17 protein-coding genes and 3 pseudogenes are annotated in these 21,722 nt (G+C 56.7%); 13 read left to right on the top strand and 7 right to left on the bottom strand.

Going from position 1 to position 21,722, the window contains the following annotated elements; all coding sequences use genetic code 11:
- Positions 1–17: 17 nt before the first annotated feature.
- Together AC6I8P_RS22910 and AC6I8P_RS22915 are read left to right on the top strand one after the other, a co-directional pair.
- Positions 18–680, top strand: a complete 663-nt coding sequence (locus AC6I8P_RS22910; RefSeq protein ID WP_059012984.1) for an IS110 family transposase — start codon at positions 18–20, stop codon at positions 678–680.
- Between the two features lie 20 nt (positions 681–700).
- Positions 701–1,249, top strand: a complete 549-nt coding sequence (locus tag AC6I8P_RS22915; RefSeq protein WP_059012986.1) for a hypothetical protein — start codon at positions 701–703, stop codon at positions 1,247–1,249.
- Between the two features lie 7 nt (positions 1,250–1,256).
- Here the strand turns inward: AC6I8P_RS22915 and AC6I8P_RS22920 are convergent.
- A pseudogene (locus AC6I8P_RS22920) lies at positions 1,257–2,400 on the bottom strand (IS481 family transposase).
- Between the two features lie 48 nt (positions 2,401–2,448).
- Between AC6I8P_RS22920 and AC6I8P_RS22925 the strand changes: the two are divergent.
- From AC6I8P_RS22925 to AC6I8P_RS22940, 4 genes are all read left to right on the top strand, one after another.
- Positions 2,449–3,402: an ABC transporter substrate-binding protein gene (locus tag AC6I8P_RS22925; protein ID WP_230201165.1), complete on the top strand. Its 954-nt coding sequence runs from the start codon at positions 2,449–2,451 to the stop codon at positions 3,400–3,402.
- 463 nt (positions 3,403–3,865) lie between these two features.
- On the top strand, positions 3,866–6,055 hold the full coding sequence (locus AC6I8P_RS22930) for a putative bifunctional diguanylate cyclase/phosphodiesterase (RefSeq protein WP_498031375.1): 2,190 nt from the start codon (positions 3,866–3,868) through the stop codon (positions 6,053–6,055).
- Between the two features lie 343 nt (positions 6,056–6,398).
- Positions 6,399–7,022, top strand: coding sequence for a recombinase family protein (locus AC6I8P_RS22935; protein WP_498013356.1), 624 nt, complete (start codon positions 6,399–6,401; stop codon positions 7,020–7,022).
- Between the two features lies 1 nt (position 7,023).
- Positions 7,024–7,971, top strand: coding sequence for an Rpn family recombination-promoting nuclease/putative transposase (locus AC6I8P_RS22940; RefSeq protein ID WP_059013027.1), 948 nt, complete (start codon positions 7,024–7,026; stop codon positions 7,969–7,971).
- Positions 7,972–8,175: 204 nt separating this feature from the next.
- On the opposite strand, the gene AC6I8P_RS22945 is transcribed toward AC6I8P_RS22940, so the two are convergent.
- Complete coding sequence (locus AC6I8P_RS22945; protein WP_059013026.1) at positions 8,176–8,997, bottom strand: helix-turn-helix domain-containing protein; 822 nt, start codon at positions 8,995–8,997, stop codon at positions 8,176–8,178.
- A gap of 250 nt (positions 8,998–9,247) precedes the next feature.
- Here AC6I8P_RS22945 and AC6I8P_RS22950 point away from each other — a divergent pair, with 250 nt between their 5' ends.
- The 7 genes and pseudogenes from AC6I8P_RS22950 to tnpC all read left to right on the top strand — a co-directional run bounded on the left by AC6I8P_RS22950 (position 9,248) and on the right by tnpC (position 16,437).
- The gene (locus AC6I8P_RS22950) at positions 9,248–10,648 is read left to right on the top strand and encodes an MFS transporter (RefSeq protein ID WP_059013024.1); all 1,401 of its coding nucleotides are present in this window, start codon (positions 9,248–9,250) and stop codon (positions 10,646–10,648) included.
- A gap of 10 nt (positions 10,649–10,658) precedes the next feature.
- On the top strand, positions 10,659–12,626 hold the full coding sequence (locus AC6I8P_RS22955; RefSeq protein WP_498013357.1) for a glycoside hydrolase family 127 protein: 1,968 nt from the start codon (positions 10,659–10,661) through the stop codon (positions 12,624–12,626).
- A gap of 95 nt (positions 12,627–12,721) precedes the next feature.
- Positions 12,722–13,462: an IS6 family transposase gene (locus tag AC6I8P_RS22960; RefSeq protein ID WP_498013358.1), complete on the top strand. Its 741-nt coding sequence runs from the start codon at positions 12,722–12,724 to the stop codon at positions 13,460–13,462.
- Positions 13,463–13,479: 17 nt separating this feature from the next.
- Positions 13,480–13,578 (top strand): annotated as a pseudogene (locus AC6I8P_RS22965) (Rpn/YhgA-type helix-turn-helix domain-containing protein); the annotation flags it as partial.
- A gap of 268 nt (positions 13,579–13,846) precedes the next feature.
- The gene (gene tnpA, locus AC6I8P_RS22970; protein WP_498031376.1) at positions 13,847–14,503 is read left to right on the top strand and encodes an IS66-like element accessory protein TnpA; all 657 of its coding nucleotides are present in this window, start codon (positions 13,847–13,849) and stop codon (positions 14,501–14,503) included.
- Positions 14,500–14,847: an IS66 family insertion sequence element accessory protein TnpB gene (tnpB, locus tag AC6I8P_RS22975; protein ID WP_498031377.1), complete on the top strand. Its 348-nt coding sequence runs from the start codon at positions 14,500–14,502 to the stop codon at positions 14,845–14,847. The genes tnpA and tnpB overlap by 4 nt, the downstream gene beginning before the upstream one ends.
- A gap of 19 nt (positions 14,848–14,866) precedes the next feature.
- Positions 14,867–16,437: pseudogene (tnpC, locus tag AC6I8P_RS22980) on the top strand (IS66 family transposase).
- Between the two features lie 183 nt (positions 16,438–16,620).
- Here the strand turns inward: tnpC and AC6I8P_RS22985 are convergent.
- The 5 genes from AC6I8P_RS22985 to AC6I8P_RS23005 all read right to left on the bottom strand — a co-directional run bounded on the left by AC6I8P_RS22985 (position 16,621) and on the right by AC6I8P_RS23005 (position 21,492).
- Complete coding sequence (locus AC6I8P_RS22985; RefSeq protein ID WP_059012764.1) at positions 16,621–17,001, bottom strand: Rid family hydrolase; 381 nt, start codon at positions 16,999–17,001, stop codon at positions 16,621–16,623.
- A gap of 25 nt (positions 17,002–17,026) precedes the next feature.
- Positions 17,027–18,310, bottom strand: coding sequence for an MFS transporter (locus tag AC6I8P_RS22990; protein ID WP_230201154.1), 1,284 nt, complete (start codon positions 18,308–18,310; stop codon positions 17,027–17,029).
- Between the two features lie 123 nt (positions 18,311–18,433).
- Positions 18,434–19,132, bottom strand: a complete 699-nt coding sequence (locus AC6I8P_RS22995; RefSeq protein ID WP_059012768.1) for an SDR family NAD(P)-dependent oxidoreductase — start codon at positions 19,130–19,132, stop codon at positions 18,434–18,436.
- 15 nt (positions 19,133–19,147) lie between these two features.
- Positions 19,148–20,437, bottom strand: coding sequence for a flavin-containing monooxygenase (locus tag AC6I8P_RS23000; RefSeq protein ID WP_059012770.1), 1,290 nt, complete (start codon positions 20,435–20,437; stop codon positions 19,148–19,150).
- A gap of 131 nt (positions 20,438–20,568) precedes the next feature.
- Positions 20,569–21,492, bottom strand: a complete 924-nt coding sequence (locus AC6I8P_RS23005) for a LysR family transcriptional regulator (protein WP_059012772.1) — start codon at positions 21,490–21,492, stop codon at positions 20,569–20,571.
- Positions 21,493–21,722: the final 230 nt, after the last annotated feature.

Here is a 21,722-nt window from a genome sequence, read left to right on the forward strand (position 1 = left end):
TATTTGAGGTGACAGCCATGAAAACCTTCGTTGGGCTTGATGTTTCTCAAAAGAAAACAAGCATCTGCGTTATAGACCATAACGGCAATAAAATTCGTATGGCTAACGTCGATACGCATCCCGGTGTTATCGCCGATTATCTCTTTTCTGAAGGATTTGATAACTCGAAAGTGGGTCTGGAAACAGGGCCACTTTGCGTCTGGCTTTACCATTCACTCAAGAGCTTTGGCCTGGACATTGATTGTATCCATGCCCGCCATGTTCATGCAGCATTGTCGATGCAGTTGAATAAAACTGATCAAAATGACGCTTTTGGTATTGCCCGGCTGGTCCTTTCCGGATGGTACAAACCAGTACATGTCAAAAGCCTTGAATGCCATCAGCAAAGACTCATTCTGACCAGCCGGGAAAAACTGGTTCAGCTCAGGGTTGCCGTAACTAATCAGATCCGCGGCCTCCTGAAAACATTCGGTGTTGTTCTTCCCCCCGGGAAAAACAGTGTGTTTGAGCGTTCTGTACTTGAGTCATCACCTTCGCTGGAAACCGTTAAACCCGCAGTGATTATGTTGCTGGATAAGTGGGAACGGACCTTGATTTACTTCTTGGTAATTTACAGGCTAACTCAGCTACATCAGGTAATAATGACACCGCTGCCAATAACTTCAATAATCTGTTATTAAAAGTAACCAGCGCAGATACTATGAACAGTATGAAAAACAGATTGTTCAGGGGTGATGGTCAGAAGCCGGTTTCTTATACCGATTTCCTTGTTTCTCAGAGGTCGAAGGGAAAGAATACTTATGAGTCATTCGTTAATGCGATAGACGCTACAATCACAAGCGATAAAGGTTATAAAAAAATAACCGCTGATATCGAAAAGAATAAAGGCACGAAAAAAGAGAGTGACCTTCGCGCTGCGCGTGATGTTCTTGCATCATCTATTATTGCTTCAATTATCCCCGACCAGCAGGCTCAGCTTGCGCTAACTACAGCATTCCTTAAAAAGGATTATATTAAAGATCAGGTAGCTGGAACCAGTAAAGCCAACGGCGCTGTATCATCCTCATTTCAGGTGGTGGCGAGTGAGTCTGATTATAAGTTTAATCAGCTTGCCAATGAAAAGTTTTTCGCAGACGGGGAAGTATTTGGCGGCTTTAATAAGAATCTCGGCAATGCTGCATCAGCCATTGCGGAATATGCTCAGAAATACCCCTCGCTAAGTGTTGTGTACAGTCCGGGGACATGGTGAACACTTTTTAACATCCTTTACCCATGGTGATCGACTTTTTCTTCAGGTCGATCACCCCCACTTTTGTGCTGTACCACCACACCTCGTAATAACCGTCTTCCCCCGTCTCCTTCAGCCCCACACGCTCTCCCCTGAACGCCTTGCCCGCCTTCAGGCTGAGTCCTTTTACGCTCAGCTTCCCGCTGATATCCACCTTCCTGACCATCACGCCCTCGTCGTATTCCGGTGGCGCTACGCGCCCGCTGTACTGCCGCGATGAGGGCTGATAGCGCGACGCCGGCACCGCCATCTCCAGCGCCTCATGCGGGCGCTCGAGATTGTAGACCGTCCGCCAGTGGTCGAAGGCGCGCTGCAGCTCACCGCTGTCCGCGAACCACTTCCCCTGCAGCACTTCCGCCTTCAGGCTGCGGTGAAAGCGCTCCAGCTTGCCCTGCGTCTGCGGATGATACGGCCGCGAGTGCCCCACCCGGATGCCGTGGCGCATCAGCCACAGCTCCACTGCCGTCCAGGTGCCGATGGTGTCGCCCCACGGCGAGCCGTTGTCCATCGTCATCCGGTCCGGCAGGCCGTAGCGCTCAAAGACGCTGACCAGCTGCTCCCGTACCGTCTCACGCCGTTCGTCAGCGCAGTGCACCAGGCACAGCGAGAACCGGGAGTGGTCGTCCAGCAGGGTAAGCGGGTGGCAGCGGCCGCCGCCAAAGGGAAAGTGGCCCTTGAAATCCATCTGCCAGAGCCGGTTCGGGGCCGCATGCTCAAACCGGCCGGTGGCCGGGACGCCCGGCGCTGCGCCTGGCAGCAGGCCGTGGCGGGCCATCAGGTTGTGGACGGTGCTGAAGGCCGGCATGCGGTGCCCGCGGTCTTCGAGCCAGCGCTTAATCTTGCGGGCCCCCCAGTGCTGATGAAGCTCATGCGCCATACGCAGCAGTTCGGTGATGTCGTCAGGTGAGCGGCTGGGTGAGTGACGGGGCGCGCGGGAGCGGTCCTGAAGGCCGGACAGTCCTTCCTCATCCCAGCGGCGAAGCCACTTGTAGCCGGTGGCGGGAGATATGCCCGTAGCGGCGGCACAGCTCGCGGATGTTCGCCCCGTCTTGCGAGGCGAACAGAACAAACTCAGTACGTAATGACATGGTATCTCTCGCATCCCAGGGCATAAGCGACTCCATAAACGGGTTCTTATGCCTTAGTTGTAGGTGTCTACCATGTCCCCGACCAAGTGTTCACGATGTCCCCGGACTGTACACTTTGCCGACTACGCCCACATCCTGAACGCGCAGGCGGTCACGGACGGCAAACTCCCGCCGGAAAAGCTGGGCGTGACGGCGCCTGATGACCTTACGGTAAAGGTTGAGTTAGACCAGCCCGTCTCTTATTTCCTGCAGTTCGTGGCGCATCCCTCGCTTTTCCCGGTGAGCCGCCGCAACGTTGAAAAATATGGTGACGCATGGACGCGCCCCGGCAACATGGTCAGCAGCGGCCCTTACCAGCTGAGTCAGTGGGTGGTGAACGAGAAAATCGTTCTTACCCGTAATGCCCGTTACCGGGACAATGCCCGCACGGTCATTGAGCGCGTCACCTTTCTGCCGCTGAGCGACGGCAGCGCGGAGCTCAACCGCTATCTTGCCGGCGAAATCGGCATTACCGATATCATACCGTCCATAGACTTTCCGCGGATGAAAAAAGAAAGGCCGGAAGAAATCCACACCACGCCGGTGCTGAGCGTGTTCTATTTTCAGTTTAACAACACAAAACCCCCTTTTACTGACGTGCGGGTCCGTGAGGCGCTGAACCTTGCGCTGGACAAAAGCGTGATCGCCGGCAGGGTCATGGGAAAGGGGCAGCAGCCGGCGTGGACGGTGCTCCCCCTTTCAATGGGAGGCATCACGCTGGTGCCGCCGGCGTGGGCCGGGTGGACTCAGGCGCAGAGGGAGGAAAAAGCCCGGGCCCTGCTCAGGGATGCCGGGTTCTCAGCGACGCATCCGCTCAGCTTCAGCCTGCTGTATAACACCTCAGGCGACAATCAGCGCATTGCTATTGCGGCGGCGTCAATGTGGAAGAAAACGCTGGGCGCAGAAGTCACGCTGCAGAATCAGGAGTGGAAGACCATGCTGGATACCATGCACCAGGGGCAGTTTGACCTGGTGCGCTACACCTAGATAGGAGACTATGACGAGCCGTCCACTTTTCTGAACACCTTCCGCAGCGGCGACAGCCAGAACTCGTCCCGGTACGCCAGCAAAACCTTTGATGGTGCCGTGGCCGCCGCCGGGAAGGCCGCAGACCCCGCCCAAGCTGCCCGTGAATATCAGAAGGCCAGCGATATCATTGCGGCAGATGCGCCCGTCATTCCGGTTTTCTATGGCGTGCAGAACCGGCTGGTGAGTCCGGCGGTCGGGGGATATTCACCGTCGGTGCTGGGTTTTTATTACACGAAGGACTTATACATCAGAAAATAGTTTCCCCCGGTCCGGCTGCCATGCCGGCGTTAATAAGAAACACGGGGACTGACAGTCCCCGTGCAGGCAGACAAAAAGGCTGGAGCAAGTGCAGGTCGCCCCCGACAGGTGAACAGCATTACGCCTCAGAAGCACGTTCCGGTAAAGTATCGCGGCCGGTTAAATGAAGACGCCCCTTAGTCCCGCGCAGATACTTCAGAAATTAATGCCTCTGTTTCAGACCAAAAGTGCCGATAACAATCCTGAAGGCCGGAGCACCTCCGTTCAGGCCGGAAAACGCTTCTGGAACAGCCGTATGAAATCCGTTACCAATAACCAGCCGGGAGCCGCCGTGTCTGACATGACGCTCTGTACCGTATATCTGCTGTCCGCCGCCGGTGAGGTCCTGAGCTGGAACCGCGGCGCCCGCCTGATTAAGGGCTGGGACAGCAGGGACATTACCGGGCTTCATTGCTCGGTTTTTTACGATGATGAGGAGCGGGCCAGGGGCGTGCCGGAGGCGAACCTGACGACCGCGCGTGAGCACGGCCGTTTTGCCGGCGAGGGCTGGCGCCTGCGGCGGGACGGCAGCGTGTTCAGGGCATCCATAGAGATTGAGTTTCTCAGTCCTGATGGTGATGAAGATGCAGCATTCATCAAAATCGTGAGGGACATTTCGCCTGAACATCAGGCAAGAACGGCGCTGCGCCTCGCGCAGCAGGCTATCATCAGGCGGGAAGCCGAGCTGTCTGACGCCGGCCGCCTGCTGGACGAGGTTTTCAGCCGCACCCCCTGCGCGCTCATCCTGTGTGACGCGGGGTCGGGTGATATAACCCGCGCGAACGCGATGGCTGCTCACTCCCTCTGGCTCCGGAGGCTGGTGCTCAACGGTAACATCCTGAAAAGCCGGCCTGCGGACCTGCCAGAAAATCTGGCTACGGCGTTTCAGCGCGGCCTTGACCTCCTTCCCGGCGACGGGTTCAGTGAAATCCTGAATTCCGGTGAGCCGATACCGGACTTCACGCTCAGGCTCGCCGCTGACAGGTTCACCGCATCCAGCACGGGCGACACCGTTCTGTTTACCCTGCTGGACGTCACGGCTGAATATCAGGCCGCGGCCACCGCCACGCACCTGACACTGCATGACCCGCTGACGGAGCTGCTCAACCGCCGCGGCCTGATGCCCGCGCTTGACGCACTCCTGCACAGCGGTACGCCCTTTGCCGTCATGGTGTCCGACATTGACCGGTTCAAAAGCGTCAATGACGTGCTGGGGCATCCTGCCGGGGATGCGCTCCTCGCCGAAGTGGCTGCGCGGCTGCGGTCATCCCTGCGGCTTGAAGACATTCTCGCCCGCACAGGCGGCGACGAATTCGTCGCGGTATTTCCCGGCGTGGACACGCCGGAGGCGGCGGGCGAAACGGCATCGCGCCTCGCGGCACGGCTGCGGGAGCCGTTCATGCTGGAGGACCGGAAGGTCATCTCCGGCTGCAGCTTCGGCGTCTGTCTTTTCCCCGGTCACGCGGCGGATGCGGAAGGCATGCTGTCGGCGGCGGACATCGCCCTGTACGCGGCCAAGTCCGGCGGGCGTAACGGCTGGGTGATTTTCACGGACCAGCTGGCCGCGACCGCGGCAGAGCGGTTCAGCCTGGAGAATGACCTGCGCGGCGCGCTCGGGAACGGCGAGCTGCAGCTCTTCTACCAGCCCGTTGTCAGCAGCGTCAGTGAGGACGTGGTGTCTTACGAAGCCCTGCTGCGCTGGCACCACCCCGTGAGAGGGAACGTTCCACCTGACGTGTTTATCCCGCTGGCCGAGGAGACTGGTCTCATTCATGAGATTGGGGCATTCGCGCTGGCGCGGGCGTGTGCCGAAACGGCGGGCTGGCCGGGAGAGGAGCGGGTGGCGGTGAACCTGTCTCCGCGGCAGTTCAGGGACCCGCGGCTGACCGACAGGGTGAAAGATGCGCTTCTGCACAGCGGGCTCGACCCGGACAGGCTGGAGCTTGAAATCACCGAGTCCGCCCTGCTCGAAAATCCCGAAGACAGCTACAGGGTCATACGCGGATTCAGTGACGCGGGCATTCATGTCGTGCTGGATGACTTTGGCACCGGCTTTTCTTCCCTGAGCCACCTCCGTTCCGGGCTGTTCAGCAGAATCAAGATTGACCGCTCATTCATCGGCGATCTTCACCGCGATGCAGATGCTGCAGCCATTGTCAGTTCCGTACTTTCACTCTGTCGTCAGCTGCGGCTGGAAGTCACGGCTGAGGGCGTGGAACCCCCCGAGCAGGCGGAGTGGCTCAGGGCATACGGCTGTCCTCTGCTGCAGGGTTATCTCTACGGCAGGCCGGCACCGCACCGGATGCGGAAGTAGGACCCGTGTCCTCTGCCATATTCCGGCAGTCAGCGAGCACCGGTTCTGAATACCGGTCATTACAGGGCCATCCGGCGGTTAGGGGAGCGGGCCAGCAACGGAAATGATGTGCACATCATCCATCATCAACTGCTGGAATTTTAGACAAATGCCGTCGACGATTTTAGCACAACGCCGAAAATGTCGTATCAGGCCGACCTCTTCAAGTCTGAAGGATAATAGTGTGGGAGGTCCGGAAACGATCGTATACGTACACCTTCCTTCGCATATAACCGTATATAAGGGTTTAGTAAAACGTACACGCGTGTTAAACTGTACATCCTTTACGGAAGGAAAGTAACGTATGTCACGGATTTTTGCTTACTGCAGAGTGTCAACGGCAACTCAGCTCAATGAGAATCAGCTGAAAGAGATCAGGCAGGCCGGATTTGATGTGCGACCAGCGCGAATTATTGAGGAGTGCATCAGTGGTTCAGCCCCTGCCAGTGAACGCCCCGGGTTCTGCCGACTACTGGACAGGATGGAAAGTGGCGATGTCCTGGTGGTGACCCGCCTTGATCGCCTCGGGCGCAACGCCATGGATGTGCGGCACACCGTGGAGGGGCTGACAGAGTCAGGCATCCGGGTCCACTGTCTGGCGCTCGGCGGCGTAGACCTCACCAGCTCCGCGGGGCGAATGACCATGCAGGTGATTGGTGCCGTGGCGGAGTTTGAGCGCGACCTGCTCATTGAGCGTACCCAGGCGGGCATCATGCGGGCGAGGGCGGCTGGTCGCCATCCGGGCCGCCCTTTCTCGCAGACGCCAGAGCAGAAAAAGCAGATTCTGGCACGCCTGGCCACCGGCGCGGCCGTATCCGCGGTGGCCCGCGAGTACAGCACCACCCGCCAGACCGTGATGCGCATCCGCGACGCCGCCGCGCGCGCTGACTGTGATATCCTGTCGCCTGATGAACAGGACAAAAGCTGACATGAAAAAGACCACGCCGGTGCCGCACGATGCACTGTTCAAAACCTTTATGACGCACCCGGATACGGCCCGGGACTTTCTCGATGTATACCTGCCGGAGGCACTCCGGCGCGAGTGTGACCTTAGCACCCTGACGCTCACCTCCGGCTCATTTATTGAGGACGACCTGCGCAGCTACTGCTCGGACGTGCTCTACTCGCTGCGCACCTCGTCCGGCGACGGCTACGTTTACTGCCTGATTGAGCACCAGAGCTCGCCGGACCGGCATATGGCCTTCCGCCTGCTGCGCTACGCCGTGGCCGCCATGCAGCGTCATCTGACGGACGGCAATGACGAACTGCCGCTGGTCATCCCGCTGCTCTTTTACCACGGTCAGGTAAGCCCGTACCCGTATACCCTGTGCTGGCTGGACCTGTTCAGCGACCGGGCGCTGGCGGAAAAGCTGTACACGCAAGACTTTCCGCTGGCTGATGTGACCGTCATTCCCGACGATGACATTATGCAGCACCGCCGCATCGCCGTGCTCGAGCTGATACAGAAGCACATCCGGATACGGGACCTTTCCGCGCTTATTGACCCGCTGGTCACCCTGCTGCAGGCGGGGTACACTGAGGGGACGCAGCTGGTGTCGCTGATGCATTACCTGCTGCAGGCGGGCAACGCCGCCGACGGCGAAAGTTTTATACGTAACCTGGCACGTCGCGTGCCCCAACACGGAGACGCACTCATGACTATTGCAGAGCAGCTTGAACAGAAGGGCATGGAGAAGGGCATGAAGAAAGGCAGGGCAGAAGGGAAGCTGGAAGGGAAGCTGGAAGGGAAGCTGGAAGGCGAGCGCGAAGCCACCCTGAAAATTGCCCGCACACTGCTGCAGAACGGTATCGACAGACATTCTGTACTGAAGATGACCGGCCTGTCCGAAAGCGATCTCGCGGACGCGGGCCATTAGGAATCAAACTCAGGGCGCTGAGTAATATCAGTGCAGGCCTGTCGCGACGCCTCTGGCAGTAAATTATCTGCCGCTGTATCCAGGCACGCCAGGGCTGTGAAGCAGGCAACCTCAGCAGCACCTTCCGCAGGCGCGCTGTCTGACCGAAATTCTCCTGCAAGTACGGCCCTGACATCTGGCTAAGCTTCTGATAGTCTCTCATCCTCATCCGGAATTGATATGCTCCTTGCAGTAACGTTTTCTCCAGACGGCAGGTGTCAATCCGGTATATTTACGGAAGATTTGCCGGAAGTAGCCCATATCACTGAAACCACACATCACAGCCACCTCCGTCAATGAACGGGCGTCGCTGATAAGCAGCTTCTCTGCCGCCATCACGCGCTGCCGGTGCACTGCTTTCGTCAGTGTCAGGTTAAAGACCCTGCGGTAGACACGGCCCAGATAATCTGCGTTGCAGTGCAGCTCGCGTGCAAGCAGAGACGCAGATAGCGGCAGATGGTACTTCGTGCGTATTATCTGCTGTGCCTTGTACGCCAGCGCCACTCCGGGGCTACTATCAGCTGCACTCTCAAAACCTGCAACACTAATTTGCTGAAAAATAAGCAGTAAAATGCATTCCAGCGCGATATTGCGATGGATGTTCTCCTGTTCGCTGAGAAACTGCCGAAACAGCGAGATAATGTACAGCGGATCGCTTACCCGCGTGTGCTGGCGAAGCGTCAGTAGCCTCTTGTGCAATGCAGGGGCATCAGGAGTTTCAATCCACTCAAAGTGCAGCCAGTAGAATTTAAGATCGGCGGGGAATTCCCCTTCGCCTGCATGACAACGACCCGGTTTAAGCAACAAACTTTCTCCTGCTGTAACGGTAAATAACTCGCCTTCTTCACGGATTTGCAACTGACCGCGTTCGACAAAAATCAGCTCCCAGGAGTTCAGTTTTCGTGCCGGATGACTCCCCACGCCACGTGAAATGAACAACCCGCCATTCTGGACACGAATCGGAAATGTTATGGATAAGCTGAGCATGACAATTCATCTTTCCGCATTTTTGTTTCGTTATAAAAGCTATTTCATATTGATTATGAATAAAAAATTTCATTACCTCCCGATCGCGATCACAATTTGGCAACAAGGTCGTAATTGTCATCTTTTTATACTTTTCCCTTCTCTTGTTGCCTGGATGATTCCAGGCAGAATGAATCATGTAGTCTGCAATCCCAACAAGAAGCCCGCCACGATGCGGGTCATTTACTCTGACCGACGTAAGGAGTTTTCGATGACTTCTGCCCCGATTAAACAAACCGATATTGCCCGTCAGACCGCCCGTGAAACGCTGTCGCTGCGGGAAAAAATCGGTTATGGCTTAGGCGATGCTGGCGGTACGGTTATCACCTGCCTGATAATGAATTTTCTGACCTTTTTCTATACAGATGTTTTTGGCCTGACGCCCGCACTGGTCGGCACGATGTTTATCGTCCTGCGTGTGTTTGACGCCATTTCCGACCCGGTGATGGGCGTAATCGCCGACCGCACTCAAAGCCGCTGGGGGCGCTTTCGTCCATGGCAGCTTTGGGTTGCAGTGCCGATTGGCGTGATTGGCTTCCTGACCTTCACTGTGCCAGATGTCAGCATGGACATGAAAATCGTCTGGGCATTCGCCACCTATCTGCTGCTGTCCGTCAGCTACACCGCCATCAACGTACCGTACTGCGCGCTGATCAACACCATGACGACACGCCACTCAGAAGTGCTCGGCTCTCAGTCCTGGCGTTTTGTCCTGTGCGGTGTGGCGGGTTTTTTAGTCTCCGTCGGGCTGCCGTGGCTGGTTTCAACGCTTGGCAAGGGCGACGCCGCACACGGTTATCAGATGGGCGTCGGCATCCTGTGTGGCATCGCAGTGGTGATGTTCCTGTGCTGCTTCTTCTGGGTGCGCGAGCGTGTACCGCTGGATGCGATGGGTAAGTTCACCCTGGGCGAACACCTGGTGGGGTTGCGCCTGAACGATCAACTGCTGCTGATGCTGTTGATGTCTTTCCTGCTGATTAACGTGTTTAACATTCGCGGCGGCGGTTACATGTACTTTATCACCTATGTGCTGAAGGGCAGCACTGCGTATACCTCGCTATTTTTCACCATGGTGACCCTGGCTTCCATTCTCGGCTCCGTACTGGTTAGCACGCTGTCGAAACGCGTCGATACTGTCAAACTCTATTACTCCACCAATATCGTGCTGGCGGCCCTGGCTGCGATGATGTGGTTCCTGCCGACGGGACCGGCCTGGCAAATGCTCTGGCTGGCAGTGGTCTTCAGCAACGGTGTGATTCTTGGTTTCACCCTGCCCCTGCATTTCGGCCTGATGGCCTTCGCCGATGACTACGGCGAATGGAAAACCGGTGTGCGCTCTTCCGGCATGAATTTCGCCTTTAACCTGTTCTGCATTAAGCTCGCGTGGGCCTCCAGCGCCGGGATTATCAGCCTCGTGTTTATTTTTGTCGCCTACCAGCCAGGTGCAGGCAATCAAACTGCGGCTTCGCTGCACGGCATGACATCCATGGAAACACTCCTGCCGGCCCTGTTCCACCTGCTGCTTGCCCTCACTATTCGCGCCTGCAAGCTCAACAATCCAATGATGTCGCGCATCAGCACTGACCTGCGCGCTCGCCATGTTCAGTCTTAAGGAGAACACCATGTCTGTAACGGAAGTCGATCTGCATAAACTAAAAATCAGCGATCCGTTCCTGGGTCAGTATCAGCAACTGGTTCGCGATGTCGTTATCCCGTATCAGTGGGATGCACTTAATGATCGCATCGCAGAAGCGGATCCCAGCCACGCCATCGAAAACTTCCGTATCGCCGCCGGATTACAGCAGGGCGAGTTTTATGGCATGGTTTTCCAGGACAGCGATGTGGCAAAATGGCTGGAGGCCGTGGCGTGGTCGCTTTGCCAGACGCCAGATGCAGAGCTTGAAAAAACCGCCGATGAGGTGATTGAACTGGTCGCCGCCGCGCAGTGTGATGACGGTTATCTTAACACTTATTTCACCGTAAAAGCCCCGCTGGAGCGCTGGACCAATCTTGCCGAATGCCACGAGCTGTACTGCGCCGGGCATATGATTGAAGCGGGTGTGGCGTTCTTTCAGGCTACAGGCAAACGCCGGCTGCTCGACGTGGTGTGCAGGCTCGCCGATCACATCGACACGGTTTTCGGCCCCGGAGAAAACCAGCTGCATGGCTACCCGGGCCACCCGGAAATCGAGCTGGCGTTAATGCGTCTCTACGACGTCACACAGGAGCCTCGCTATCAGGCGCTGGTGAAATATTTCGTTGAACAACGGGGAATACAGCCACATTTCTACGACATCGAGTACGAAAAGCGTGGAGAAACGTCATACTGGAATACCTACGGCCCGGCGTGGATGGTGAAAGATAAAGCTTATAGCCAGGCACATCAACCTATTGCCGAACAGCAAACGGTGACTGGTCATGCAGTGCGTTTTGTCTATCTGATGACGGGCGTTGCGCATCTGGCACGCCTCAGCCAGGATGAAGGCAAACGTCAGGACTGCCTGCGCCTGTGGAATAATATGGCCCAACGCCAGCTCTATATCACTGGCGGCATCGGATCCCAGAGCTGCGGCGAAGCGTTCAGCAGCGATTACGATCTGCCAAACGACAGCGTGTATGCCGAAAGCTGCGCCTCGATTGGCCTGATAATGTTCGCCCGCCGGATGCTGGAGATGGAAGCCGACAGCCAGTATGCGGACGTGATGGAGCGTGCACTGTATAATACAGTGTTAGGCGGTATGGCGCTGGACGGCAGACACTTCTTTTACGTAAACCCGCTGGAAGTTCACCCAAAAACTCTGGCATTCAACCACATTTACGATCATGTAAAACCCGTTCGCCAGCGCTGGTTTGGCTGTGCCTGCTGCCCACCTAATATCGCACGTGTGCTGACGTCGTTAGGTCATTACATCTACACGCCACGCGAAGATGCGTTATACGTCAATTTGTACGTCGGCAACTGTGCAGAATTAACGGTAGGTGAGAGCACGTTGCGTCTGCGCATCAGCGGCAATTTCCCGTGGCAGGAGAAGGTCACCCTCGCCATTGATTCGCCAACACCAATACAGCACACGCTGGCGCTGCGACTGCCCGACTGGTGTGACGCGCCACAGATCACTCTAAATGGTATAGGTGTTAAGAAAGATATTCGTAAAGGCTATCTGCACATCAGACATACATGGCACGAAGGCGATACCATAGAGCTCACTCTGCCCATGCCCGTACGCCGCGTTTATGGCAACCCGCTGGAGCGCCACGTTGCAGGCAAAGTGGCGCTCCAGCGTGGGCCACTGATCTATTGTCTGGAGCAGGCCGATAACGGTGAAGAGCTACACAACCTTTGGCTTCCAGAAAATGCCACGTTCAATGCCTTCCAAGGCAATGGCCTCTTTGCTGATAAAGTGCTGATTCAGGCCGAGGGCATCCGCCAAAGCGCAGAAAAACCAGAGCAGCAACCATTGTGGCATTACGACCGCTCGCCCTCATCAGCAAAACCGCAAACCCTGACCTTTATTCCATGGTTTTGCTGGGCTAATCGTGGCAAAGGGGAAATGCGTATTTGGGTGAATGAGAGGTTTGAGGTCCAGTGATGTAAAAAACCACGTTGAGCGGTGTCAGAAAGGCTCTGTTGCAAAGATCGCGGCGCTGATAAACTTTCTTCCCATTTTCACCAGTGACGCTCCCCATGAATGTATTTAAAGGCCGGCATTTTCAGCGCGACATCATCCTCTGGGCGGTACGCTGGTACTGCAAATATGGCATCAGCTATCGTGAACTCCAGGAAATGCTGGCCGAGCGCGGCGTGAATGTTGATCACACCCCCCCTTTACCGCTGGGTTCAGCGATATGCGCCGGAAATGAAGAAGCGACTGCACTGGTACGGCGTCAGCCTTCCGGCTTCTGTTCATGGCATCTGGATGAAACTTATATCAAAGTGAGTGGCCGGTGGGCTTATCTGTACCGGGCCGTTGACAGCAGGGGCCGCACTGTCGATTTTTACCTTTCGCCGCGCCGCAATACGAAGGCCGCGTCCCGGTTTCTGGATAAGATTTTAAACAACGTAAAACGGTGGCAGATCCCGCGCATCATAAGTACGGACAAAGCACCGACTTACTCCCGGGCACTGGCGTTACTGAAACGTCAGGGGAAATGCCCGCCGGAGGTGGAGCACCGGCAGATCAAATACCGGAACAACGTTATCGAATGCGATCATGGCAAGCTGAAACGGATAATCAGCGCCACGCTGGGATTTAAATCGATTAAGACAGCTCACGTCACGATAAAAGGGATTGAAGTGATGCGCGCGCTGCGCAAAGGCCAGGAGGAGTCATTCTACTTCGGCCATACTCTGGGTGAAATGCGCCTGGTGGCCAGAGTGCCTGAAATGTGGGTCTTTATCATCGGCCAGAAGGCATATCAACTTTAATATTTGCAACAGTGCCGAAAATTGCCCGCAGCATGCTGCAGAACGGTATCGACAGACATTCTGTACTGAAGATGACCGGCCTTTCTGAAAACGATCTCGCGGACCCGGGGCATTAGTCAGGCCCCTCCGGGCACTACAGGTGCCCGGTGAAGACCTGTCTCTGTTCGTATTTATGCTCTGCTTCATAAGAAGCCAGCATAATTATCTTACCGGAAAAGCCGGCTTTTTTCCCCCTTCCGGATCCTCTGATGCCTCCCACTGCCACCACCGCCCGGCACCATATTCACTGTTGTAAAAGAGCGTTTTTTCCCGCTTACGCTGGAGGTAATCCGTAAGCGGCTCATGTAGACCGTCTGTCCGGTTGCCTCCCGTTGCGGGACAATAGTGTCCATCATTTTTAATGGACACTATCGCGTGAAAAACCGGACATGGATTACTGAGGCTCTGCGCCTTCATTTTGATGAAAATCTTTCGCGAATAGAAGCGGGGCGAAGGTTAGGCATCCCCAAAACCACCGTCTGCGAACTCTTCGCTCGCTTTAAGAACGCTGGACTGGTCTGGCCTCTGCCGGGCAGCGTCGATGCCAGAAGCCTGGATAAACGCCTGTACCGGCAGGACTCCCTAAAATCGTCCGCTCTTCCCGTCGTAACCCCTGCCGCTGCTGCAACACCGGCAGTTCACAGGCGGCCACGCCGCCCCAACTTCCCCCGGGAGTTCAACATCGCCCTGGTGGAGAAATCGATGATGCCGGGCGTCAGCGTAGCGCAGCTTGCCCGCGAAAATGACATCAATGACAATCTGCTGTTCAACTGGCGCCGGCTGTATCAGCTGGGTCTGTTGGGGACTCCGGCCAATACGCCAGCACTGTTCCCCGTGACGCTGACCGCTGCCGAAAGACCGGTGAGCGCGCTGGCGCCCTCTGCGGAAGCGTCTCCCTGCTGCGAACTGGTTCTGCCCGCCGGTACGCTGCGTATCCGCGGGACACTCACGCCGGAACTGCTGCTTGCGCTGGTCAGTGAGCTCCGGGAGGGAGAACAATGATTACCTTTCCGGCAGGCGCACGTATCTGGCTGGTCGCCGGCGTGACCGACATGCGTAACGGCTTCAACGGTCTGGCCTCCCGGTTTCAGAACGTCCTGAAAGATGAACCATACTCCGGCCACCTCTTCATCTTCCGTGGACGCCGGGGTGACATGATAAAGGTACTGTGGTCTGACCGCGACGGCCTGTGTCTGTTCACCAAACGCCTGGAGCGGGGTCGCTTCGTCTGGCCGGCCACCCGCGAGGGAAAAGTGCATCTGACGCCGGCTCAGCTGGCGATGCTGCTGGAAGGCATTAACTGGAAGCACCCGCAGCGGACGGAACGCCCTGGCCTGCGCATATGAGTTGCAGTAAAGTCAGCACATGGCACGCTCACTCTCCGACGAAAATGCCCGTCTCCGGGCGCTGCTGGACACGCAGCAGCACACCATCCGCCAGATGGCGGAGTATAACCGCCTGCTCTCACGGCGGGTGGCGGCGTACGCCAGCGAAATCAACCGGCTGAAGGCGCTGGTTGCTAAGCTGCAGCGTATGCAGTTCGGCAAAAGCTCCGAAAAACTGCGTGAGAAAACGGCCCGCCAGGTGCGCGAGGCGGAGGAGCGCATCAGCGCGCTGCAGGAGGAGATGGCGGAGGTGCTGGGTGAACAGCATGACCCGGTACTCCCGCCGCCGCTGCGCCAGTCTTCGGCCGCAAACAGCTCCCCGCCACACTCCCGCGCGAAACCCGCACGCTGTCTCCGGATGAGACCGCCTGTCCGGCGTGCAGCGGCGAGCTCAGCGCGCTGGGCTGCGACGTGTCGGAGCAGCTGGAGCTTATCAGCAGCGCCTTCAGGGTTATCGAAACGCAGCGGCTTAAACTGGCCTGCTGCAGCTGTGACCACATTGTTCAGGCCTCCATGCCTTCAAAACCCATCGAACGCAGTTACGCCAGCCCCGGTCTGCTGGCCCGAATCGTCACCGCGAAGTTCGCAGAGCACACGCCGCACTACCGGCAGTCAGAAATCTACCGTCGTCAGGGCGTGGAGCTGAGCCGGGCCACGCTGGGGCGCTGGTCCGGCGCGGTGAGCGAACTGCTGGAGCCGCTGTACGACCAGCTGCGTCAGTATGTGCTGATGCCGGGCAAGGTGCACACCGACGATATACCGGTGCCGGTTCAGGAGCCGGGCAGCGGCAAAACCCGGACGGCCCGGCTGTGGGTGTACGTGCGGGATGACCGTAACGCCGGTTCGCCGATGCCGCCGGCGGTTTGGTTCGCATACTCACCGGACCGTAAAGGCGTTCATCCACAGCAGCATCTCGCCGGGTACAGCGGTATCCTGCAGGCGGACGCGTACGGGGGTTATAATGCGCTGTACGAAGACGGTCGCATCACGGAAGCGGCCTGCATGGCGCACGCCCGGCGAAAAATCCACGATGTTCACGCCCGTACCCCGGCTGACATCACCACCGAAGCGCTGAAGCGCCTCAGTGAACTGTACGCCATCGAGGCGGAGATACGCGGAAGCCCGGCAGAGGAACGACTGGCGGTCCGGAAAGCGCAGACCGTGCCGCTGATGCTGTCGCTGTACGACTGGATACAGGTTCAGATGAAGGTGCTGTCGCGCCACTCGGATACGGCAAAGGCGTTCGCCTACCTGCTGAAGCAGTGGGACGCACTGAACCTGTACTGCAGCAACGGGTGGGCGGAAATCGACAACAACATCGCGGAAAACGCGCTGCGGTGTGTCGCCCTGGGCCGGAAGAACTGGCTCTTCGCCGGTTCAGACGCAGGTGGGGAGCGTGCAGCGGTTCTGTACTCGTTGATCGGGACCTGCCAGCTTAACGGTGTGGAGCCGGAGACATGGCTGTGTTACGTCATCGATAATATCCAGGACTGGCCGGTGAACCGGGTCCGTGATCTACTGCCATGGAAAGTCGATCTTACCTCTGTCTGAGTGTCAATACGGTCTACATGAGCCGCTTACTGATTAGACGCCCGAACGGAGGAAAAACGGGGATTATCCGCAACGGTAATCCCCTGCTTCAGTACATGAAAGTTATACTGGCGGCCAGCGGTAACCGGGTGCCCTCATCTGCTTAATGATCCTGAGAACAGCCTGATTTCTCTGGCCATGCTTTCAGCGTATCACGTAAGTTTCGATTTCCACACGCTGCCAGGTGCGCAGCATCGAATCCACCTGCACAATAGTGCTGGCCGGTCGGATGGTGCCAAAAGTCTCCAGATGTGCCTGCGCCACTTTGTCCGCATCATTCATATCGCGCACGTACACCACGGTGCGCACGACATCCTCCATTTCCATATCTGCCTGATGCACCACCTTAGTGATGGTGTTCAGAATCGATTTGGTCTGCTCATAGGCATCCGCTTTTTCAAAATCCGGCGTGGCGCAGGTGCCGGAAATATGCAGCTGATTGTCCGCCTTAACGGCTCGTGAGTAGCCAAATACGGCTTCATAGGCGCCGCCAGATGAAATCTTCACTTTTGGGGTTGGGCTCATTTGGTTCTCCTGTTGAAACTGAGGGTTAGTTGGGTAACGGTTTGCCGGTGCGATCATGCATTTTCCAAAGCGCCAGTAAGCCAAGCACGGCGCCGCCGATCAGATAGAACGCGGGGATTAAGGTGATGCCGGTCTGCTTAATCAGCCAAGTATTGATCAGCGGTGCGGTGCCGGCGAGCAGTGAAACAGAAAGGTTGTAGCTGATGGCAAAACAGCTGTAGCGTGCGGTACTGCTAAACAGCGAGGTCAGGGTCGCAGGAATGGTGCCCTCAAAGAACAGCATGCCCAGCAGCAGCACCGTCATGCCGATGACAATCGCCGCCATGCCGTGGCTCTGCAGTGCCCAGAATACCGGAATGGCTGAAGTGACGATCAGAATACTGCCGATGGTCAGCATGCGCTTGCGACCGAAGCGATCGCCCAGCATGCCGAATACCGGAATAAAAAGCAGCAGTGCCAGCGTGGCAATCAACGACAGGTTGGCGCTGAACGCTTCTGACATGCCCATAAAGCTCACCAGATAGCTCGGGATATAGCCCAGCACGATGTAGTAATTGATATTGAAGGCCGCCACCAGGCCTGCGCAGCGCAGCAACTGGGGCCACTCTTTGAGGATCAGCGCCCACAGAGATTTCGTCGGTGCCGTGGCTTTGGCTTTGCCGGCGTGCATTTCGCGGAATACCGGCGTTTCATCGACATGCAACCGGATAAACAGCGCGACGATGCCCATCAGTCCGGCAATCACAAAGGGGAGTCGCCAGCCCCAGGCTACCATGGTGGTTTCGCCTAACACACTACTGATCGCGTTCACGATGATACCACCCACCAGGAAGCCGGCGATGTTACCGAACTCCAGCCAGCTGGTGAAAAAAGTGCGACGTTTATCAGGGCTGTGTTCGGCGATAAAGATGCAGGAACCGCCATATTCGCCGCCGGTCGAGAGTCCCTGCAGCATGCGCATCACTACCAGCAGAACAGGCGCAGCAATTCCTATGCTGTGATAGCTGGGGATCATGGCGATGCACAGGGTCGCGAGCGACATCATGCTGATGCTCAATACCAGCGCGGTGCGGCGGCCAAACCTGTCACCGATCGGGCCAAACAGAAAACCGCCGAGAGGACGGATCAGAAAGCCGGCGGCAAAAGCCGCATAGATGGCGATCAGCTCGTTGTAGCTGTTGGTGGTGGGGAAGAAGACTTTCGCCATAATCATCGCCATGGAGGAGTAAATGGCGAAATCGAACCATTCCACCATGTTACCCAGCGTCAGCCCGGTCACGGCTTTGGTGAGTTGTCCCTGGCGCGACATCTGGCGTGAGGGGTTTCGGTCCTTTACAAATCGTACAGCTCCATTAAGCGTTGGACTTATCGTGTTATCTTTCATTGTCTTACCCTGTCTGATTGAAGTGGAGTACGACGTCTTTAATAGGGATTAGCGCATGTAGCTTCCACCGGAAATCACCAGCGTTTCACCGGTGACATAACCGGGTTGCGCCCCGAAGTGCCACACCCAGTCAGCGATCTCGATAACGCTGGCGGCGCGTTGCAGCGGAACTGACTTCACCCCTTCGTGGATGCGTCCGCTTTTCAAGGTACCTTCGGTTTCCACCCAGCCGGGAGCGATGGCATTGACCACGATGCCTCTGCCTACCAGCTCAATCGCCAGCGATTTGACGAGAGAAACCACCGCCGCTTTCGACGCGCTGTACAGCAGTTGTGAAGGGGAGACGGCGAAAGCATCCACCGAGGCGAACAGCAGGAAAGCGCCGCCTTCGGGGCTGATGAATTCACTGGCAACTTTGGCCATATTGACGCTGCCGAGTACGTTGACGTCAAAAATCAGCCGATAGAGGGCGTCGGTGCTGCTTTCTAGGGTCGAAGTAGGGAAAATGCCGGCGGCGTTGATCATCGCGTGAACGCGCCGTCCCTGCAGTGCGGTAGCAACGGTCTCGCGCAGCGCGGCATATTGCGTGATATCTGCGGTCACTGCGGTGATACCCGGCTGGTGCGCCATTTCACAACGGTCGATGGCGATCACTTCCCACTGTTCCCTCTGAAATTTCTCCATCACCGCTTTGCCCATACCGGAAGCGGCCCCGGTCACCAACACCACAGGGTTATGTGATTGCATTATATGTTACTCCGGTCAGGCCATCAGGATGGAAGGGTGTTTGGGTGCATTACTGACTTTCTCCAGCAGATCCAGCGTGCGCCAGGTTTCCTCAAGATTTTCCAGCCACAGGCGGCGCACAATATCGATACGAGCATCCGGCGGCTGCTGGGTGGCAAGCAGGACGCTGAGATTGCTGATGCCCTGCTCACGCAGTTGCAGCATGCGGGCGATCAGCCGGGTTTGCTGACAATAGGTCGGCCACTGCGGGCCCCGGGGAGCGGCGAGACCGACAAAGTAGAGGTTTTCCATTGTGGTGGGCAGCGTCATGGCGGCGGTGCGTAAAGGCACGCCGTCCTGCCACTCCAGTAAACTGTCATCAAGGAACGGTAAGCGCGTGTTGAAGCCCGTCGCCCACAAGATGCTGTCGTAATCCGCCTGGCTGCCATCGCTGAACGTGACGGTTTTGCCGCTGATGCTGTCGATGCCGGGACGCACGCTAATGCGGCCATGCTGGATCCAGTACATCAGCAGGGTGTTCACTACCGGTGGCTGTTTTTCCAAATCCCAGCTTTCCGGCTCGGGCATGCCGGGGTAATTCTCCCAGCGCCCCAATGAGATCAGCGTCAGTACCTGAGTGACGGCATTTTGCAATTCAGGAGGCAGGTCGCTGAGGAAGGGAATTTCGGCACGGGGGACACCCAACAAGGCTTTTGGCTGGAATACCTGGCCACGACGAATCACGATATCAGTCGCAAAGCGGTGCTGTGCCGCATCGACCGCCAGATCGCAGCCGGAGTTGCCGCAGCCGACGACCAGGACTTTGCCTTGCAGTTGTTCGGTATTGCGATACTGGCCCGAGTGCAGCGAAATCCCGCTAAAATTCTGTGCCTGCGGTGGGAAAGCGCAATCCCATAAATGGCCGTTAGCAACCAGCACGCCAGCATAAATATGGGGTTTGCCATTGACGGTGACGCGCCAGCCTTCACTGCCCGCGCGACCCAGCGGCTCAATGCGGTCTACGTTGCTGTTGAAGCGGATCTGTTGGCGCAGATGGAAGTGATCGGCATAGCTATCAATGTATCCACGCACCTGATCGCGGCTGGGATAAACCGGCCACGCTTCTGGCATCGGGAAGCCATCGAAGCCTGATGATTTCTTCGGGGTGATGAGGTGAAGCGCATCGTAATCATGATGCCAGTGACCGCCCACCCGGTCGCTTTTTTCGAAGCAATCAGCCGCGATACCCTCTTCCTGCAAAGTGCGCAGCGCTGCCAGTCCGGCGGCACCCGCACCAATCACACAATAGCGAGCCTGGGATGTCATACGTCTCTCCTGCAAAGTTATTGCAACATTGGGGTAACGTGAATGACATAGTTTTAAGCGGCTATCAGCGCAGAATAAATAGGGTATTGATTTTGGTTAATATAGGTTTGCCCTATATGAGCCCCCATCTATCAGCATTCGATATGGCTGTAAGTGGACTGCACGTCCTGAAGATAACGGCGCATCAGTTGCATCATTTCTCGGGTGGCCGCAGAAATGGCCGTGTCGGCGCGGTGAATAAAGGCAAAAACCTCAAACGCGGGCGGTTCAATGGGCACCCATTTCAGCCTGTCGCCGTATCCGAGGTGGTGCAGGATTGGACGCGTAGCGATAAGATCTCCTAATCTCCTCGCGGCTAACTCCAGTGCGGTTGCCTGATGTTCCACTTCAATAATCGGTTCCAGACGTGCACCGATCTCCTGAGCGCGCTGATTCAGCAGGCGGCGGATGGGGTCGCTGGTGTGCCACGTGGCCTCACTGAAAATCAGCGGTGCCTGTAATAAGGCATGAATGTCTTTCGAGCCGTATAAGCGCGCATCGCTGGCCGAGATATAGCCTATCTGCGTCGACCAGACCGGTTCACTGACCACCAGATTTTTGTTATTCACCGGCAGCATCACCAGCCCGGCTTCAATCTCGCCATCAATCACCGCACGCGCCACATCCGAAGAGTTGGTGCCGGTTAAACGCAGGCGCACTTCGGGATAGCGGGCGCGGAATTCGCAAATCAGGTCGGCGAGAAAATATTGGTAGGCAGAGCTGAAAGTGCCGAAGGAGGCTAGACCGCCTTTCAACTCGCGTACTGACTGCACCGCTTCGTAACCGCGTTGGGCTGCCTTCATGACAGCGCGCGCGTGTGGCTCAAGACGCAGCCCGGCATCTGTCAGAATCAGGCGACGGTGAGTACGAATAAATAAGTGCGTACCCATTTCATTTTCAAGTTTCAGTATCTGGTCAGAAAGTGATGGCTGTGATATACCCATAGCATCAGCGGCGCGTGACATCGTCCCCAAATCAGCCGCGGCAAGAAAATAGCTCAACTGTGTTAGCGTCACGTTATCTGTCTCAATGAAACCGAAAACAGATATTAATGCGAAATGTTAGCTTTTGGCAATGCTGGATACAGCATCCTTTCTTATCCTCCTTAAAGCTAATTACTGGCCTGGGATTAGTGCCGAATAGAGCGAAACATATTTATGTGTGATTAATAATGGTAGTCAGCCTTTAAAATACCTCTGATATCTCAGCTGGTGTGACTTTTACATGATTATTAATACGGATGAAA

It is taken from the genome of gamma proteobacterium symbiont of Lampromicra miyakona, assembly GCF_059730895.1.

Excerpts from the sequence above, each read along its gene's own strand:
- AC6I8P_RS22925 (WP_230201165.1), top strand. The coding sequence starts at position 2,449 with ATGTCCCCGACCAAGTGTTCACGATGTCCCCGGACTGTACACTTTGCC.
- AC6I8P_RS22940 (WP_059013027.1), top strand. The coding sequence starts at position 7,024 with ATGAAAAAGACCACGCCGGTGCCGCACGATGCACTGTTCAAAACCTTT.
- AC6I8P_RS22955 (WP_498013357.1), top strand. The coding sequence starts at position 10,659 with ATGTCTGTAACGGAAGTCGATCTGCATAAACTAAAAATCAGCGATCCG.
- tnpB (WP_498031377.1), top strand. The coding sequence starts at position 14,500 with ATGATTACCTTTCCGGCAGGCGCACGTATCTGGCTGGTCGCCGGCGTG.
- AC6I8P_RS22910 (WP_059012984.1), top strand. The coding sequence starts at position 18 with ATGAAAACCTTCGTTGGGCTTGATGTTTCTCAAAAGAAAACAAGCATC.
- AC6I8P_RS22990 (WP_230201154.1), bottom strand. The coding sequence starts at position 18,310 with ATGTCGCGCCAGGGACAACTCACCAAAGCCGTGACCGGGCTGACGCTG.
- AC6I8P_RS22995 (WP_059012768.1), bottom strand. The coding sequence starts at position 19,132 with ATGCAATCACATAACCCTGTGGTGTTGGTGACCGGGGCCGCTTCCGGT.
- AC6I8P_RS22945 (WP_059013026.1), bottom strand. The coding sequence starts at position 8,997 with ATGCTCAGCTTATCCATAACATTTCCGATTCGTGTCCAGAATGGCGGG.
- AC6I8P_RS22960 (WP_498013358.1), top strand. The coding sequence starts at position 12,722 with ATGAATGTATTTAAAGGCCGGCATTTTCAGCGCGACATCATCCTCTGG.
- AC6I8P_RS22915 (WP_059012986.1), top strand. The coding sequence starts at position 701 with ATGAACAGTATGAAAAACAGATTGTTCAGGGGTGATGGTCAGAAGCCG.
- AC6I8P_RS22935 (WP_498013356.1), top strand. The coding sequence starts at position 6,399 with ATGTCACGGATTTTTGCTTACTGCAGAGTGTCAACGGCAACTCAGCTC.
- AC6I8P_RS22950 (WP_059013024.1), top strand. The coding sequence starts at position 9,248 with ATGACTTCTGCCCCGATTAAACAAACCGATATTGCCCGTCAGACCGCC.
- AC6I8P_RS22985 (WP_059012764.1), bottom strand. The coding sequence starts at position 17,001 with ATGAGCCCAACCCCAAAAGTGAAGATTTCATCTGGCGGCGCCTATGAA.
- AC6I8P_RS23000 (WP_059012770.1), bottom strand. The coding sequence starts at position 20,437 with ATGACATCCCAGGCTCGCTATTGTGTGATTGGTGCGGGTGCCGCCGGA.
- AC6I8P_RS22930 (WP_498031375.1), top strand. The coding sequence starts at position 3,866 with ATGAAGACGCCCCTTAGTCCCGCGCAGATACTTCAGAAATTAATGCCT.